Genomic DNA, 17146 nt, shown 5'->3' with positions numbered 1-17146 from the left:
CAGCATGGCGCAGCAAACGAGTAATTATTAATTCGTTTGCGCTACATCAGTAAACTAAAAATGCTTTATGATAGCCGTGGCGGCTGGAAGATAGCGCTGTAGCGCAGTGGCAACTCGACACGCTGGTTTGGTACCTGTGTAACCGAAAGCAGCACGGAGTGAAATTTAAACGGCTCGGGTTGCTGGTAAAATGCCTCCTGGAAAAGATTTTTTTGGTTTTGCTGGCTTTCGGACTTGTCCTTTTGCTCGGCTTGTTTTATCTTTTTCATGAAATAGCATTTACCGTTACAATGCAACTGCGGCTTATTGCGGTTTACGCAAAGGTTGGCCGCAATGTAGTCCTTATTCAGCTCAAACCCCGCATATACAAACAGGCGGGAGAAGTTGGCTGATAGCAGGGCCACAATTAACAAATAAGCGGTTAAACGTTTCGGCATATCGGCGCAAAGGTAAAGCTTGCGCTGCACATTATTACACGCTGCCTTAAATTTACCTGCATAAAAAAACGCCTGTTACAAGGTAGCAGGCGTTTAGTGTTATAAGGTTGGTTTGAAGGCTATTTTGCGCGTTTTAAAGTAAAGTGGGTAGACGCTCCACCGAAGTCAAGGTCAACGCCGCAAGAGTCGGCATATACTTTACCTTTATGCGGGTAATCTGTTCCTGATACGTTTACAGTGAAAGAGAAATCATCTCCTTTGATTTTGCCATTTTCAACAGCTACATCACCCATTGGTGATTTGGCTACACCTGTTAACTTTTCGCCATCTACTTTAAAATCGTAAGAAACGTCGAGCGCCTGGCCATCAGGTGTGTTGATAACGCCGCTCCATTTTCCGTTCAGGTCTGCAAATACGGCTGCCATTGCAAAAACTACGCAGCATACCAATAAGGCTGTAGTAAAAAATCTTCTTTTCATAATCGAGTTTAAATTTGTCGTCTTAAATATAAGCCTTTATTAAAAAGAAATCATCAATAAGGTATTAAATTAATTAGGAGTAAGAACCTTGGCAATAATTTGCTATCAAACCGGTTGCGCCTACAATAAAATGCATATAAATTGTGTATTTAATTACAATTAGTGCCTGGCGTTCATAATAATTATTAGTTTTACCTGTCTAACGTACAATTAATGAAAAAGCTTTCCTCTGTTTTATTTATGCTGTTGAGTGTTCCCGTTTTTGCGCAGCAGCAGGACTATCCTATACAGCCTGTTGCGTTTACAAGCGTAAAACTGAGCGATAAATTCTGGAACTCTCGTATCGAAACCAACCGTACGGTTACCATCCCCGCATCTTTTGAGCGTTGCAAAGCCACTGGCCGCGTCAAGAACTTTGAAATGGCAGCAGCGGGTAAAGGCAAGTTTTGTACTACATACCCGTTTGATGATACAGACATTTATAAAACCGTAGAAGGGGCATCATACTCACTTGCCCTGCATCCCGATAAAAAGCTGGAAGCTTATCTCGATTCGATGATTACCATAGTAGGCAAGGCGCAGGAGCCGGATGGCTATTTGTACACATCACGCACTATCGACCCATTGCACCCCGGCAGCTGGGCGGGCCCCGAACGCTGGGTACTTGAGCAGGAAAACAGTCACGAGCTTTACAACGCAGGCCATATGTATGAAGGTGCAGTTGCGCATTACATGGCTACCGGTAAACGCAACTTTTTAAACATTGCCCTTAAAAATGCCGATTTGCTCGTAAAAACCTTCGGGCCAAACAAACGCCATGTTGCGCCCGGGCACGAGGTTGTTGAGATGGGCCTTGTGAAGCTATATCGCATAACTGGTAAAAAGGAATACCTTGATCTGGCTAAGTTTTTTATTGATGAACGGGGCAAAAAGAAATATAACACCAAAAGCAAAAGTGCCTGGGAAAACGGCGTTTACTGGCAAGATGATAAGCCGGTAATTGCGCAGGACGAAGCTGAAGGTCATGCCGTACGAGCTATGTACCTGTATTCGGGCATGGCCGACGTGGCCGCCCTGACTGGCGACAAAGATTACCTTGCCGCTATTGATAAAATATGGAACAATATGGTTGGCAAAAAAATGTACGTGCAAGGCAGCATTGGCGCCGTTGGCGACGGTGAGCGCTTTGGTGCCAACTACGAATTGCCGAATACCACCGCATACAATGAGACTTGTGCCGCAATAGGGAATGTATACTGGAATCAGCGTATGTTTTTATTACACGGCGATGCCAAGTATATTGACGTAATGGAAAAAACGCTTTATAACGGGCTGATATCCGGCGTAGGGTTGGACGGTAAATCATTTTTTTATACCAACGCCATGCAAATTACCGACGCTTTTAACCACCCGGACATTGAGCGCGAACGCGCCGGTTGGTTTACCTGCTCGTGCTGCCCAACAAACGTGGCGCGCCTGATGCCGTCAATACCCGGCTATGTTTATGCGCAAAATGGCAAGGATGTTTTTGTTAACCTGTTTATAAGCGGCACCGGTAATTTAAAAGTTGATGGCAAAAGCCTGCAAATTGTACAGCAAAATAATTACCCATGGGATGGTGGCCTGGCATTTACGGTGAACCCCGCAAGTAGTTTGGCAGCCAACCTGAAGATACGCATACCAGGTTGGGCACAAAATGAGGCTGTACCGTCAGACCTTTATGGCTATCAGCAAGCCTCTGACAAAAAGGTGGAGATTAAACTTAACGGCAAGCCTGCCAGTTATGCAATGCAAAACGGCTATGCCGTGTTAAGCAGGAAGTGGAAAAAGGGCGATAAAGTTGAAGTCAATCTGCCTATGGAAGTTCGCCGTGTTACTGCCAACGAAAAATTGGCCGATGATAATAACAAAGTTGCATTGCAGCGCGGCCCACTAATGTATTGTGCCGAATGGAAAGACAATAATGGTAAGGCATCAAATATCATTTTGCCGCAAACGTCAACCTTTACAGCGCAATATCAACCACAATTATTAAATGGCGTAATGACTTTATCCGCACCTATAAAAGCTGTTGACGTGGATGATAATGGGCAAAACATCGTGACACGTAACGCAACACTTACAGCTATACCATATTACAGTTGGGCCAATCGCGGCAAGGGCGAAATGATGGTTTGGTTCCCGCAGGCGGTTAAGTCGGTAGATCTGTTGGCTAAGTAAAAGCCGGTATTATTTGGCGGGGATATCGTAGTAATAAATTGGCGCGTAAACGCCTTCGCTGGTGGTGAGGTAACCCTTGCCATCGGGCGTAAAGCCGATAGCCTCGCCCTGCCTTTCCTGTTTGTACGGAAGCTCACGGTAGGGGCGCTGCAATGTTTGCCATATAGGTTCATTGGGTTTTCGCTGCCAGTAATATACCTTCTCGTAGCTTTTTACCAATACCTGTGTGCCATCTTTGGATATATCTGCTGCAGTTATCCACTTAAAGGGCTTTATGCCGGGGAAGAATAACCGGGTGCGGAAGGTAAGTACGGCCGTGTCGCCGGGCGTAAATTTTAAAGGTGTAGTGTAAACACTTACGCTGTCCCAGCGCTTGGTTATCACATAAAGTAGTTTTTCAAGCGGGTCAACAGCTATAGCCTCGCAATCGCGCGGGCTGTCGGGATATTTGAGGTATAAGGTTGAGGGCGCAGTGTGGGCAACGGTTTCTTTTCCCCAATCGGCCTTTTCTTCAAACCGGCTAATGTTTACAAAAGATTTTGTACTTGAGTTATCGCCAACGTCGCCAAGGTAAACGTAACTTTTGCCTTTTTTGGGCCCCGGACCAACTGCAATATCTTCAACGTCGTTAGCGCCATGGCCATGGCCGCTGCCTGTGTAGTAAATGGTTGTAAGTAGTTTTCCCTGCGGATCAATAGCAAAGAAACGGCTGGTGTCGCCGCTATCATTGTGAACGTAATAAACATTGGGGTGTAGCGTAGAGGCGGCAATGCCCGATGTTTCGTCCATCTCCTTGTCTGACAGTATGCCACCGGGCTGTATTTTGCTGTCAATCAGCCTGTGCTTGGCGTAAGCACCTAAAAAAAACACTGCAACAACAGGTATTATTATCCTTAACTTTTTTCTGCGACTCATCTTTTGTGCATTTATAACAGCCAATAGGGTAATATATTATGAAGTTTGCAGCATTATTGCTTTACTGTAACAAAGGTAGCAATTTATGTTGTCCACCCACTTATTGTAAAGTAGCAATAAAAAAGCCCCGGCCAAGGCCAGGGCTCCATATTATTTTTGTAATTGTTATTCTGTTACAACAACAACGCTCTCTTTTTTACCAACGGGTGGCGCAAAGCTAATCTCGGCATCAGGTTTTGATACGTCGGTTAAAGCAACCTTGCCGCGTTCGCGACGCAGGATACGGTTAAACAACGATATTTCACGGTCGAACAAAAAGCGGAAGAACAGCTTTGTCCATGACATATGATAATGTAACGTGTCATAATATTCAGGCGCTGTTTTGCGTATTTGCGGCAATTTGTTCCAAGGTATAGACGGGAAATCGTGGTGCTCATTATGGAAGCCTACGTTGAAAGCTACCTTATTAAGTTTACCATAGTAGCTGTATGTTTCCTGCTCGGCACTGTGTGTAAGGTAATGTTCCTGTATCCAGCGGGCACCAAGCGGGTGCAAGCCAACAGAAAATGAGAAGCTAAGCAGCAAATAAATTACCGCAGGCCATCCCATAAAATACCATATAGCTGTAGTAAATGCAACTTGTATTGCAAAGTTGGTGACAATCCAACCGTCAATAGGGTGTATTTCTCGTAACCTTGATAAACGGAACACCTGGAAAACCGGGAAAAATAACAACCAAACAGCTTTACCTAAAAATGAGTTATTAATCAATTTTGCTTCCCAGTGATTTGGTAAGTCGGCGTCAAGCTCGTGCACACCTTGGAAGGCATGGTGCTTAATGTGATATTTTTCGAATGATATAGCGCTTGGCAATATTTGCGGCAAGTTGGCAAACATTGATGCCCAACGGTTTGCGTTACGGTTTTTAAACAATAACTGGTGTGTACACTCATGTATCATTACAAACAAAGCGTGGTCTGCAAAAGCACCAAGCAGGTATGCACCGGCTAAAATTGCCCACCAGGGTTGGTCGCGCAGAAACCAGGCCATAACAATTTGAAAGCCTACCAGGCCTATAATAGCAAAAATGGTGTTAGGGTTTTTACCTATAAGCTGCCTTAACTGAGGGAACTGTTTAAGGATCTTTTTTGTACGGATGCGGTGTGGTTCCGACTCTTGCGAGTAAACAAAATCGGTTTTCTTATTCATATGTTATGTTAGTGTTTATACGTTGGGTATAAGAAATAAAGGTATAGATAAAATATCAGATTCCTGTAAAATTTAAAAATTAGAATTCTTAAAATTTTCACTCAAGTTAAAAAATTGATAATTGAAATTAAAGTACTAACGGAATAAGCGCTGCTTTATGATTTAGAAATTGATGATTGGTTTAAAAATTCTATTGTTATTGTTTATGTAACAATTAAGAAACCTTGCCCTGCTTTGTAAAAGTTTCTTGCCACTTTTGCCCCTCCAATTATAAGTTATAACCATGCGCAAGGCAATTTTAATAATCATCTCTATCCTCTTAACTTACAGCTACAATACATATGCGCAGGGAGGGGCGAAGGGATCTATCAGTGGTAAAGTTACCGATGCTAATACCAAACAACCAGTAGACTACGCAACGGTATCGATATTTAAGCAAGGATCGACCAGCCCTTTCAATGGTATGAGTACCGATGCCAAGGGTAGCTTTAAAATTGACAACGTACCTGCAGGCGATTATAAAGTAACGGTTGACTTTTTGGGCTATCAAAAAACTACCATCGAGCATGTTATTGTGGGCGGCAATCCATCTACGTCCGTATTAAATAATATCCTATTACAGCCATCATCAAAGCAATTGCAAACCGTGAATGTGGTAGCAAAGGCTCCGATCATCGAAAATCGTATCGACAAGACGGTTTACAACGCCGCTAATGATCTTACTTCGCAAGGCGGGGTAGCAATAGATGTTTTAAAGAAGGTACCCCAGGTTACGGTGGATATCGATGGTAATGTTGAACTGCAGGGTAACGCCAATGTGCGCTTCCTTATTAACGGTAAACCATCCAGCATATTTGGCGCAAGCCTTGCCGATGCCTTGCAGGCCATACCTGCCAGCCAGATAAAGAGTATCGAGGTAATTACCAGCCCTGGTGCTCGTTACGATGCGGCCGGTACTGGTGGTATCATCAATATTATATTAAAAGACAACAAAGTACAGGGCATAAATGGAAGCATTAACCTTGCTGCGGCCACCCGCCGCGAAAACGGCTCTTTCAACTTTAGCGCGCGTAAAGGTAACGTTGGCATTAACGCCTTTTTTAGCGGCAACGCGCAGTTAAATACAACGGTGTTAAGTAACAGCACCCGTACATCGACAGATGCTGATGGTAATGTAAGTACCCTTGCCCAAAATGGCAGTGCATCATCAAAAAGGAGCGGCTATCAATCGGGCCTGAGTTTCAACTGGAGCATTACGCCTAAAGATGAGTTCACCGCAACCGTTGGTTTTAACCATTTTGGTAACAGTAACGCCGGTTTGACAAACCAGTTACAGCAACAATATAACCCGGCAAATACCCTGTTATCTACGCTGGCAAGTGCCCGTAACTCCGACAGCCGCTTTAGTGCAAACGCTGTGGACTGGAGCCTGGCTTACAAAAAGAACTTTAAAACCGAAGGGCAAACGCTGGAGTTTTTATTTAACTCGAGCCGCAGCAACAATACATCAAGATATTCTCAGCAACAAGATTATCTTACAGGAGGCTACCCAAGCACAGGCTCAAGGGCAAACAATCCCGGTAAGGACAGGGAAACAAACGTCTCACTTGATTACGTGCAGCCTGTTACCAAAAGCTTTACATTGGAGACAGGCGCAAAGGTTGTCATTAATAACCTGAGCAACTCAGTTGTAACAGATAGTTTGCTGAATGATGGCAGCTACATAAACAACGCCGACCAAACTTACGGATTTAACTACAAGCGCAATATTTACGCGGCTTACGTGTCGGCAACGTTTTCGGTGTTTAATAAGTTCCTGGATTTGAAGCCCGGCTTACGTAACGAGTACACCACTACCACCGCCGATTTCCAAAACGTAACTATTCCCAGCTACAACACGCTCGTGCCATCAATGGTGTTATCGCACAAGTTTAATGATGCTCAATCAATTAAGTTAAGTTATAATTACCGCATAGAAAGGCCAGATTACAGGGATGTGAACCCGTTTTATAATATCAGCGATCCGTACAATATCAGCACAGGTAACCCTAACCTTAAACCCGAAAAAAGCAATAGCCTCGAGTTGGGCTTCAACCAATCGTTTAACAGCGGCGCAAGCTTTTCGGCCAATGTATTTTACCGCCATAACAGCGACGATTTGCAAGACTACAGCACCCGTTATGATGTGCTAACCATTAATGGTCGTGATTATTATGATGTATTGCTAAGCCAGCGTGCAAACATTGGCACGCAAACATCTGTAGGCGGTAATTTATTTGCTTCGGTACCGGTAACCAGCAAATTTAACCTGCGCAGTAATGTTTTCCTGATAAGCCGTAATAATAACAACCCGGGCATTGCAAACGTTACAGGCTTTGGTTACCGTATCAATTTAAACGCGAGCTACCAATTTGGTAATGACCTTACAGCCGAGGCTTTTGGTAACTATAATTCATCGCAAAGGGTTTTGCAGGGTACAAGGCCACAGTTTTTCTTTTACAATTTTGCGGTGCGTAAACAGTTTATGGATAAAAAGGCCAGCATTGGCTTAATGGCAACAAATCCGTTTGGTTTGTATGTTAACCAACGCTCGGTTACCGAAGGTGTTGGATTTCGCCAATTAAACTTAAGGCAGCTGCCGTTCCAGTCGTTTGGTATAACGCTTAGCTACAAATTTGGTAAGCTGGAGTTCTCAAAAAATAAAGGCGAAAGAGGTAATAATGAAGGCGGCGAAAACATGCCATCGGCACCAGAGGGTGGCGGTACAAAATAATATTTAATACCTATGATTAAGGTCGCCTTTAAAACAAAAGGCGGCCTTTTTTTATTGTGCATTATATAGCTATAAGTACCATGAATACTACTGCTAAACATTTTAAAATCATCAACAGCCGCACAGGCAATGTTATACATTACTGCTCGTTCGCTACAGAATTGAACCCCGATGAGCTTAAAGCCGAACTTAATAAAATTAAGGCTCAGGTTGCGAGCACAAACCGCCTAAACCAGGACACTATTTACTGGGAAGAGGTGAAGGTTGGGGAATAATTACGTCTAATTAATTATTTGCTTTACTCGTCTGATAATCAGTATATTTATTTGCCAATTATAAGCAGCCGAACCAGCTGCCTGTCTTCTTGAATAATTAAATATACCTGATCATGAAAAAGCCCCTTTTAATGGTGTTTGCCTGCATTTGCCTGCAATATACCCTGCACGCGCAAACTACAGCTGCGCCAAGAACCGACAACGATATCAAGCAAATTGTAAGCAAGTTGCAAACAACCCTGGCTGCCACAACGGTTGAAAGGGTATATATTCATTCAGATAAACCATACTACGACCCTGGCGATACCATATATTTTAAGGCTTATGTAACTGCAGGCAGTCAGCATCAGATCTCAAAAGGCAGTTCGGTTTTGTATGCCGATTTAATAGGTAAGAATGATTCGCTCATGCAATCTATCATATTGCAGCTTGATAATGGCCAGGCACACGGCGATTTTGAACTGCCGAAGTATCTTACAAAAGGTAATTACCGAATACGTGCTTATACGCAATTTATGCAAAGCCAGGGCGGGGAGTATTTGTCGTACAGAACAATATCTGTTACCGGGCACAGTCTGACCAAGGTAACGCCTGCAGCCGCAAATCCCGATGTTCAATTTTTTGCAGAGGGTGGTAGTTTTGTAGCTGGTTTACCATCAAGAATATCTTTTAAGGCGGTAGGGGCAGATGGTCTTGGTATCAATATCAAAGGAACAGTTGTTGATAATTTAAATAAAGTAGTCGGAAAATTTACCACCGCACGCGTTGGCTTGGGGCAATTCTTTTTAACGCCCGAAGACGGCAAAACTTATCGGGCAAAGGTCACCTACCCCGATGGTAAGACAGCTTCGGTTGATTTGCCTAAAGCTGTGCCTGCCGGGATGACCCTTACGGTTAATAACGATGCTGAAGATAAAATGTCGGTAGAGATAAATGCCAACAAGGCTTTCTATCTGGCCAATAAAAATAAGGAACTTGCGGTGGTAATTTACAATGCCGGGATAGTTAAAACGGTAAAAGCCGTGCTTGATAATCAATCTTTAGGTTTTGATTTGGCTAAGAAAGATCTACGTACTGGTGTAGCGCAAGTCACATTATTTTTGGATGGAAGCCCTGTAAACGAGCGCCTTGCTTTTATTCAAAACCGGGCTGAACTAAACGTGATGGTAAACAGCGACAAAGCAGCTTATGCCAGAGGTGATAATGTACAGCTGAACCTAAACGCTAAAACAGCCGACAGCCAAAAGCAGTCAACGGGATATTTTTCATTATCGGTAGTTAATGATACCAAGGTGCCGACGGATGAAAATAGGGGTAACATAGTAACCGATTTACTGCTAACACCTGAGCTCACGGGTTATGTGGAGCAGCCTGGCTACTATTTTAATAACCCTAATGCAGATACCCGCAAAAGTTTAGACCTTTTGATGCTGACGCAAGGCTACCGCGGTTTTGTATGGAAGGATGTACTTACCGGTAACATATTGGCAAATAGTTACGTGCCGAAAACGGCTTTACAAGTAAGCGGTGTATTACTGAACCAGGCTAATCAGCCTGTGCCCAATAACAAGGTTGTATTGATGGCTAAGCAAAGTGGCCTGCTTTTAAACAGCCAGACAGATGGAGACGGCCGTTTTGTATTTGATAAGATAGCCTTTATGGACCGAACCGGCTTTTTGCTGAAAATAGATAATGCTACCACAAAAAACAAACTGCATGTTGTGCTCGATAAAACCCACAACTTACCACCGATTCCAGCCGACAGCTATCCATCAGAAAAAACTATGGCTAACTTGCCGGAGGGGGAGAGCTATGCTAATAACGATAATTTGAGCAATCCAAAACTAAGCAATGCATTGCTCACCAATAAAAATGCAGTTTACCGGTCATCAAACCTGGCCGGGGCGGGCAATGCGGACCAGGTAATATACAAAACATCATTCCGCAATGCATCTACTTTAACTACAGGTTTGGATGGCGTGGCACGCGGAATACGTTTCGAGGCGGGTAAAGCATATCAACGCGCCAGGATTGTTGGCTCGAACGCACAAGCGTTTAATGAGCCGATGTTATTGGTGGTTGATGGCACCATCACATCAGCAGATATCGACTCGTTTAATCCTAATGATGTTGAAACCGTGGAGATATTAAGAGGATCAAACGCCAGTATTTACGGTATGGCCGGGGGCGCAGGGGTAATAGTAATTAACACTAAGCAGGGCGGCGAAAGCGAACCATCATTCGCCCGCGAAATGTCGCCGGGTGTAATTGCCATTATGCCGCAGGGCTTTTATGCGGCAAGACAATTTTATACGCCAAATATAAATACAGCTATTAACAACCCACGTAAAACAATTATGTGGAACCCTGACGTGGTGACAGATAAAAACGGAAACGCCGTTGTGTCTTTCAATAGCAATAGCCCTGCTGGTACTTACAGGGTAACTGTTGAAGGTATTGATGCTAATGGTTACCCGGCAGCTTCGGTTACAAGCTATACCGTTAAGTAAGCGCCCCGCTTAGTGGCTTATGATATAAACTTTATCGAGCACCTGGTTACGCGTTGCGCTATTTACAAACTTTGGCAAAATGTTTTCTTGCGGGTAATTGGCAAACGATGCAACTACTTTAAAGGCTGACTTTTGCTGAGTGAGCTGGTCGAGAGTTAATTGGTTGGCAAAAAATAACGACTGTGGAGGGGTCTTGTCAAAAGCTTCCGGCGCTATAAAAGCAACAGGCCGCTTGTTATAAAACTGAAACACGTTATTTGATTGCCTGAGTGAATAAACGCTATAGCTATCAAACTTAGGTTGATTAATATAACTGGCCGCTGTTATCTGCCCATTGTACGATGCCAACATGTTAAAGAATACTGTATTCATATAAAAGTTGGCGAATAGCACAGCGCAACATACCAGTAAGAAGTTGCGATAGGCAGGTGCGGCTTTGGCTCTTATGATCACCAATGCGACTGCACCAAACAACAGACAAGACAGTACAAACAGTAATTGGCTTGGCGGCTTCAAGAAGATATGTACAGTTATAATCAGAAGCGGGAGCGCAACAATAAAAAGCCATGTGGCGACTTGTCTATACACTTCTGCTGCTTTGGACAGCTTTGCGTAACAGTAAGGTGCCGTTACAATGGCAAAAAGCGGAAACACTGCGTTAGTATAAAAAGGCAACTGAAAACCCGATAGTGAAAATAACAGCAGCAATAATAAACCACCGCTTAAAGCATAGTATTCAGGTAGTTTAATCTTGCTGATGATTTGCCTGGTGTTTTTATAAATGGCATAATAAAATAGAAGGCACCACGGCAAAAATGCCCAAAGCAGGGTATGCGCAAAAAATAATATACTGCCTGATGACTTTTGTTTGATAGGGCCATTATTCACAAACCGGCCAAACTGGCTGTCCCACAAAAACCATTTAATGCCCGATACATTGGTTCGTGCAAATACAACTTTTTCGGCATGTGCATCAAACTGGATGTAAAGAGCGTAAAACTCTGGCAGGGTAAAAAGGGCGGTAGTTAAAAAAAGAAATACCCAAACCGGACGAAAAGCTGAAGTAAAACGACCTGTGAATACAAGTTGCCCCAGTAATGCCCCATAAACGGCACCTATCAGGAAAATACCTTTCGTCATCACGGCAAATGCAGTAAGCAGAGCGGCTAGTAAAAAATCGGTAAAAGTAAAGCGCTGGTTCAGGCGGGCTACATGGTAAATAGCGCCCGTTACAAAAGCCATTAAATAAGGCTCGGCCCGTACATCTACGTTCGATAGCATGGTATGCTGCGCCGTCATCAATATAAGTACGGCAGTTATGGCTATCTCTGTGCCGTAAAATTTACGGCTAAATAAAAAGGTGTATAGGGCACTTAATAAAAAGCAAATCAAGGCAGGCAGCCTGTAAGCCCAAACACTTATGCCAAATGTTTTGAAACTGAGCCAAATTGCCCAAAAAGGGAAGTGAGGTTTATCGAGCCAATTCTGGTTGTAGGTAAACAACTGCAGCAGATTATGCCTATACATCATATTTTTGGCTATAGATGCATAAAGGCCGGGATCGTCACTAAAAAAGTCAGTATTTATGCCCGCAAAGTTTACCGCAAGCGCCAGTACAAAAATTAGCAGGTATAACGGTTTTACGGTATTGTTCATTGTTGCGTGTAACGCAGCAAATATATAATAATCTGTCTTGCCGTTGTATCAGCCTCGGCCCCCGCCATAAAGGGCAAAAAAAAACCCCCACCTAGGGCGGGGGCAAAAACTCACAACAATTGTTTTAACCTTTCGGTCTATTCCTAACTGCAATGTGATTTTCTGTGTATATATAACATGCTCAGGTAATTAAAGTTTTTAAGTGGCCTTATAAATTCTAAAAAATTTAAGGTTTGATAATATGGGCATCAGTAGATAATTATACATATTTGTATGCCGGTGATTAATACGCTTTAACCGCCACCGGGTAAACTAAAATATTTATGAAAAAAGTGTTTCAAATTAAAAAAGCTTTACTGCTTGTTGTTGCCGTTTTATTTAGCGCTGCTGCTTTTGCGCAAAAGCCAATCCCGAGCCCTCGCGATAGTGTAAGCGGCGTTATTAAAGGTGCAACCATCACAATTAATTATGGTAGCCCTTCGGTAAAAGGCCGTAAGGTTTTTGGCGAGTTGGAGAAATATGGCAAAGTTTGGCGTGCAGGTGCTAACGAAGCTACCGTATTTACCACATCTAAAGATATTATGGTTGAAGGTAAGGCCTTACCAGCCGGTAGCTATGGCTTATTTGCTATACCAACAGAAGGCAAATGGACAATTATTTTCAATAAGGTGGCTAAACAATGGGGCGCATATAAATATGAAGAATCGCAGGATGCTTTGCGCGTTATGGTTACACCTAAAAAAGCAAGCAAAAGCGAGCGCTTAGTTTATAAAATAGATAAAAAAGGCTTTTCGCTTAACTGGGATACTATAAGTGCACCGGTATCAATAAAATAATTATCGCTTGTTAATGAAGTTAAGGCCCCGGTTAATCCGGGGCTTTTTTGTTGCAGCCTGGTTGTGTATATTTACTGCATTACATGCGTTACCCCTATTTAAAAAAACCTGTTGTTAAACGTGTAATCGCTATTGTTGCACTTTACCTGCTTTTGCAATTGCTAATGCTTTTTGCGCGGCACCCGCAGGCAGTGGAGCAATATTATTCGCAGGGATTATATAAGGGCATTTGTTTGATACTGCACCCGGTATTAAATATACTTCCATTTAGTTTGGGAGATATCTTCTACATCTCGGTTGTATGTGCGTTCATCTATGCGCTCTTCAGGGTAGTTGTTCTGTTAATCAAAACGCAGTTTAAGCGGGCAGCCGGTTTTTTCTTAGGTATAGTTATAGCTGTGCAAGCAGGAATAATAATATTTTACCTGTTATGGGGCTTAAACTATTTCCGGCCTTCGGCAGCCACTAGGCTTGGCCTGCGCGACAGCACACTAAATTTTGAGGATCTTAAAGCGGTCACCAACCAGCTTATTGATAGTGCAAATACTTCGCGGGGGCGTCTCACTTCAGCTGATTTTAAGAAAGGTAATGACACAATTTATCAGCAAGCTATAAGTGCTGTTAAGCAACTGGGCAGCACGTCGGTAAGTTATCATACTTACAGCCCGCGTATTAAGCCCTCTCTGCTCACCTTCATCACCAATTATATTGGTACATCGGGCTATTACAACCCATTTACTACCGAAGCGCAGCTTAACTACCAAATGCCGGTACACACACGCCCCTTTGTTGCCTGCCATGAAATGGCCCACCAGATGGGTTACGGCCCGGAAGATGAAGCCAATTTTGTAGGCTACCTGGCAGCCAGCAGGTCGGCAGATAAATTGCTGCAGTATTCGGCTTACTACCAGGGTTTGCAGGAATGTATGTACAGCCTGCGGGCAAAAGATTCTGTTACATACAAGGCTTTCAAGAAGAAAATATCGCCACAAGTGTTAGCTGATTATAAAGCTGAGCGTTTGTACTGGCTATCTTATATTAATAAGTTAAATGCGATAAGCAGCGTGTTTTACGATAATTTCCTGAAGGCTAATAACCAGCCCGAGGGAATGCGCAGGTATAACCGTATGGTTGCGTTGTTAATGGCCGAATACAAAAAAGAGGGGACTATTTAAGATAGCATGTACAGAGAGCGGTAGCGGGTAAAAAAAGTGCGTCCCGTATCTCACCCCAGGACGCACAACAACATCATTCAAATAATGTTGATCAACTAAACCTCAGATAATATGCTTGCTTACCCAAGTTCTTTATAGATATGGCCAATAGGCCGCCTAATTCAAATAAAAAACGCTATCGTGGATAGATAGATTCTTGTAAGTGTCAAAGGTACACAATGATGCTGCGCGCACCAAAGCCAATAGCGCTTTTGATGTCTTTTCGACATTTTATTGACAAATGTGTTGCCAGATCGCTCATTTGTTAAAAAGTTATTATAATATCTGGCGGTTTGATCCGGGTAGCGTTAAGAGCTTTTATGTTTAAGACTCATTGGCTATTGCGTAATTACTTTACCTGCAATAAATTATATTTGCCGTAGTATATGAAACGTATAAGCCTTTTATTGCTACTGTTAATTACTGCTGCGGGCGGTTATGCGCAAAGCATATCTTTTTATGACCTTACCAATCTTACCAACTTAACTGATGGCGAGGCGCACACTTATTTAACGCTTGGTAAAGTGTTTAAGCAACAGTATGTTGAAGAGGTAGGCGGCAAAAGGTTGGAACGTTTTACTACCATCAATAACAAAGTAAAGCCCCAAAATATTACTATAGGGGTAAAGGAAATTTTAAGCAACGGAACGGTACTTCACACCGTTACCTATGAAACATTCGACCCGCAACACATTGTAAATATGATAGGGCAGGCAAAGCGGGCGAAGCTTATTATGAAGTTTCAAGGAGTAGATGCTAACAACAATATTTACCTGTTCGATAATGATTTTTATTCCGTCGCCATGTACATCAGCGTGAAAGATAGCCGTGGCCTGGTAAAGATCAACCAAAAGGATTTCACAAGTAATTAAGCTTTCGAGCATTTGCACTTTCCCGTGTAAATTTTAGCCTTCCTCAAATATATCGGCACAACTTTTTACCTTTAACGCATGAGCGCGATTGCCCGGGCCGATAAAGCTAACTGGCCATACATTTTCATTGCTTTGGCCGTAGCACTAAACTTCAGTGGGTTATTTGTACCTGTGATTGGCCCCGATGGCACACTTTACGCCAGTATAGCCAAAACAATGGCTTTGCATAATGACTTTGTTAACCTGTTTGCCTACGGCGCCGACTGGCTTGATAAACCACACTTCCCGTTTTGGATAACGGCGCTATCTTTTGAAATTTTCGGGATCAGCACCTGGTCATATAAGCTTCCGGGTATTTTATTTATGCTGATGGGCAGTTGGTACACCTACCTGTTTGCAAAGGCCCTTTACACCAAAGAGGTAGCCCTTTGGGCGGTTTTGATACTGCTTACATCACAACACATCATATTATCTAATAATGATGTTAGGGCCGAGCCCTATTTAACGGGATTGATAATAGCGGCTGTATATCATATCTACAGGGCTTATACACGCAACAGCTTTTGGCAATTGTTATTGGGCAGCCTGTTTACCGCCTGCGCTATCATGACAAAGGGAATGTTTGCCCTGGTGCCTATAGGTGGTGCAATTGCGGGCCATTTAGCCATAACCAGGCAATGGAGGGCATTATTCAATTTGCGCTGGTTGTTGGCTGCTGTATTTGTTTTGATTTTTATCCTGCCGGAAATTTATTGTTTATACGTACAGTTTGATGCACAGCCGCAGAAGGTTGTCTTCGGGCAAACACATGTATCGGGCATCAAATTCTTTTTTTGGGACAGCCAGTTTGGGCGCTTTTTCAATACGGGCCCTATAAAAGGCCACGGCGACCCATCTTTCTTTATTCATACTACGCTGTGGGCTTTTTTGCCTTGGTCGCTTATCCTTTTTGCGGCTATTTATCGCTTTATAAAAACAGGCGTAAAAGATGTAAAGTCGCATGAGTGGTATTGCATAAACGGTGCCATGCTTACTTTTCTATTATTCTCGGCATCAAAGTTCCAGCTGCCTCATTATTTAAATATTGTGTTTCCGTTTTTTGCCATTATTACGGCGCAGTACGTTATTGGCCTTAAAACGCCGAAGACAATTACGTTGGTTCGTAATGTACAGTTAGGGTTGGTGCTGGTTTTGTTGCTTGTTATAGGCGTATTGCATTTCTACTTTAGGCCCTCACAATTCAATTGGCATATTGGGTTTACAGTAGCGGTATGGTTATTATTGCTGGTTATCGTTCCCGGCAATTTTACAGCTACGGATTTCAGGGAGATGGCTTACCGGACACTAATAGCTTCTTTTGTAGTAAACTTGTATTTAAACCTGGCATTTTATCCATCGCTGCTTAAATACCAGTCGGGCAGCGAGGCCGCAATGTGGATCAATCGTAACAATCCTGAAAAGCTACCTGTGGTGCAGTTGCATGAGAATAACTCTCACCCAATGGATTTTTATATTGCACAGCCCATTGTAACTATATACCCTGACAAACCCGTTGAACTACCCAAGCCGCCATTTTTATTTTACGGCAACGCCGATGGCATTAAAACATTTACCGATAGGGGGATGACAGCCCAGCCCGTAGCACAGTTCCAGCATTATTGGATATCGCGCCTTAAGCCACAGTTTTTAAATTACAAAAACCGCCCTCAGGTGTTAGATACCATGCAGGTGGTTTTAATTAGGTAAGTTT

13 protein-coding genes are annotated in these 17146 nt (G+C 43.1%); 8 read left to right on the top strand and 5 right to left on the bottom strand.

Features of this window, described 5'->3' with window-relative positions:
- Nucleotides 1-65: 65 nt before the first annotated feature.
- Entirely contained in the window at nt 66-437 is a 372-nt protein-coding gene (locus FPZ43_RS14855) for a hypothetical protein (RefSeq protein ID WP_146382718.1), read from the bottom strand.
- Between the two features lie 119 nt (nt 438-556).
- On the bottom strand, nt 557-916 hold the full coding sequence (locus tag FPZ43_RS14850; RefSeq protein WP_146382717.1) for a glycoside hydrolase: 360 nt from the start codon (nt 914-916) through the stop codon (nt 557-559).
- A 213-nt stretch (nt 917-1129) separates the two neighbouring features.
- Here FPZ43_RS14850 and FPZ43_RS14845 point away from each other — a divergent pair, with 213 nt between their 5' ends.
- Entirely contained in the window at nt 1130-3136 is a 2007-nt protein-coding gene (locus FPZ43_RS14845; RefSeq protein WP_146382716.1) for a glycoside hydrolase family 127 protein, read from the top strand.
- 9 nt (nt 3137-3145) lie between these two features.
- Here FPZ43_RS14845 and FPZ43_RS14840 read toward each other — a convergent pair whose 3' ends face one another.
- The gene (locus FPZ43_RS14840; protein WP_146382715.1) at nt 3146-4051 is read right to left on the bottom strand and encodes a hypothetical protein; all 906 of its coding nucleotides are present in this window, start codon (nt 4049-4051) and stop codon (nt 3146-3148) included.
- Between the two features lie 165 nt (nt 4052-4216).
- Nucleotides 4217-5260, bottom strand: coding sequence for a fatty acid desaturase (locus FPZ43_RS14835; protein WP_146382714.1), 1044 nt, complete (start codon nt 5258-5260; stop codon nt 4217-4219).
- Nucleotides 5261-5543: 283 nt separating this feature from the next.
- On the opposite strand from FPZ43_RS14835, the gene FPZ43_RS14830 reads away from it, so the two are divergent.
- From FPZ43_RS14830 to FPZ43_RS14820, 3 genes are all read left to right on the top strand, one after another.
- Nucleotides 5544-8033, top strand: a complete 2490-nt coding sequence (locus FPZ43_RS14830) for a TonB-dependent receptor domain-containing protein (RefSeq protein WP_146382713.1) — start codon at nt 5544-5546, stop codon at nt 8031-8033.
- A gap of 80 nt (nt 8034-8113) precedes the next feature.
- Entirely contained in the window at nt 8114-8308 is a 195-nt protein-coding gene (locus tag FPZ43_RS14825; protein ID WP_146382712.1) for a hypothetical protein, read from the top strand.
- 113 nt (nt 8309-8421) lie between these two features.
- Nucleotides 8422-10818, top strand: coding sequence for a carboxypeptidase-like regulatory domain-containing protein (locus FPZ43_RS14820; protein ID WP_146382711.1), 2397 nt, complete (start codon nt 8422-8424; stop codon nt 10816-10818).
- A 9-nt stretch (nt 10819-10827) separates the two neighbouring features.
- Here the strand turns inward: FPZ43_RS14820 and FPZ43_RS14815 are convergent, their stop codons facing one another.
- On the bottom strand, nt 10828-12474 hold the full coding sequence (locus tag FPZ43_RS14815; RefSeq protein WP_146382710.1) for an ArnT family glycosyltransferase: 1647 nt from the start codon (nt 12472-12474) through the stop codon (nt 10828-10830).
- A gap of 323 nt (nt 12475-12797) precedes the next feature.
- Between FPZ43_RS14815 and FPZ43_RS14810 the strand changes: the two genes are divergently transcribed.
- The 4 genes from FPZ43_RS14810 to FPZ43_RS14795 all read left to right on the top strand — a co-directional run bounded on the left by FPZ43_RS14810 (nt 12798) and on the right by FPZ43_RS14795 (nt 17142).
- Nucleotides 12798-13310: a DUF2911 domain-containing protein gene (locus FPZ43_RS14810; protein ID WP_146382709.1), complete on the top strand. Its 513-nt coding sequence runs from the start codon at nt 12798-12800 to the stop codon at nt 13308-13310.
- An 83-nt stretch (nt 13311-13393) separates the two neighbouring features.
- Nucleotides 13394-14485: a DUF3810 domain-containing protein gene (locus FPZ43_RS14805; RefSeq protein WP_146382708.1), complete on the top strand. Its 1092-nt coding sequence runs from the start codon at nt 13394-13396 to the stop codon at nt 14483-14485.
- A gap of 425 nt (nt 14486-14910) precedes the next feature.
- The gene (locus tag FPZ43_RS14800) at nt 14911-15396 is read left to right on the top strand and encodes a hypothetical protein (protein WP_146382707.1); all 486 of its coding nucleotides are present in this window, start codon (nt 14911-14913) and stop codon (nt 15394-15396) included.
- Nucleotides 15397-15474: 78 nt separating this feature from the next.
- Entirely contained in the window at nt 15475-17142 is a 1668-nt protein-coding gene (locus tag FPZ43_RS14795; protein WP_146382706.1) for an ArnT family glycosyltransferase, read from the top strand.
- Nucleotides 17143-17146: the final 4 nt, after the last annotated feature.

The sequence above is a fragment of the Mucilaginibacter pallidiroseus genome (assembly GCF_007846085.1).
In the GTDB taxonomy this organism is placed as follows: Bacteria; Bacteroidota; Bacteroidia; order Sphingobacteriales; family Sphingobacteriaceae; genus Mucilaginibacter; species Mucilaginibacter pallidiroseus.
This window is presented reverse-complemented; position numbering and strand designations above follow the sequence as displayed.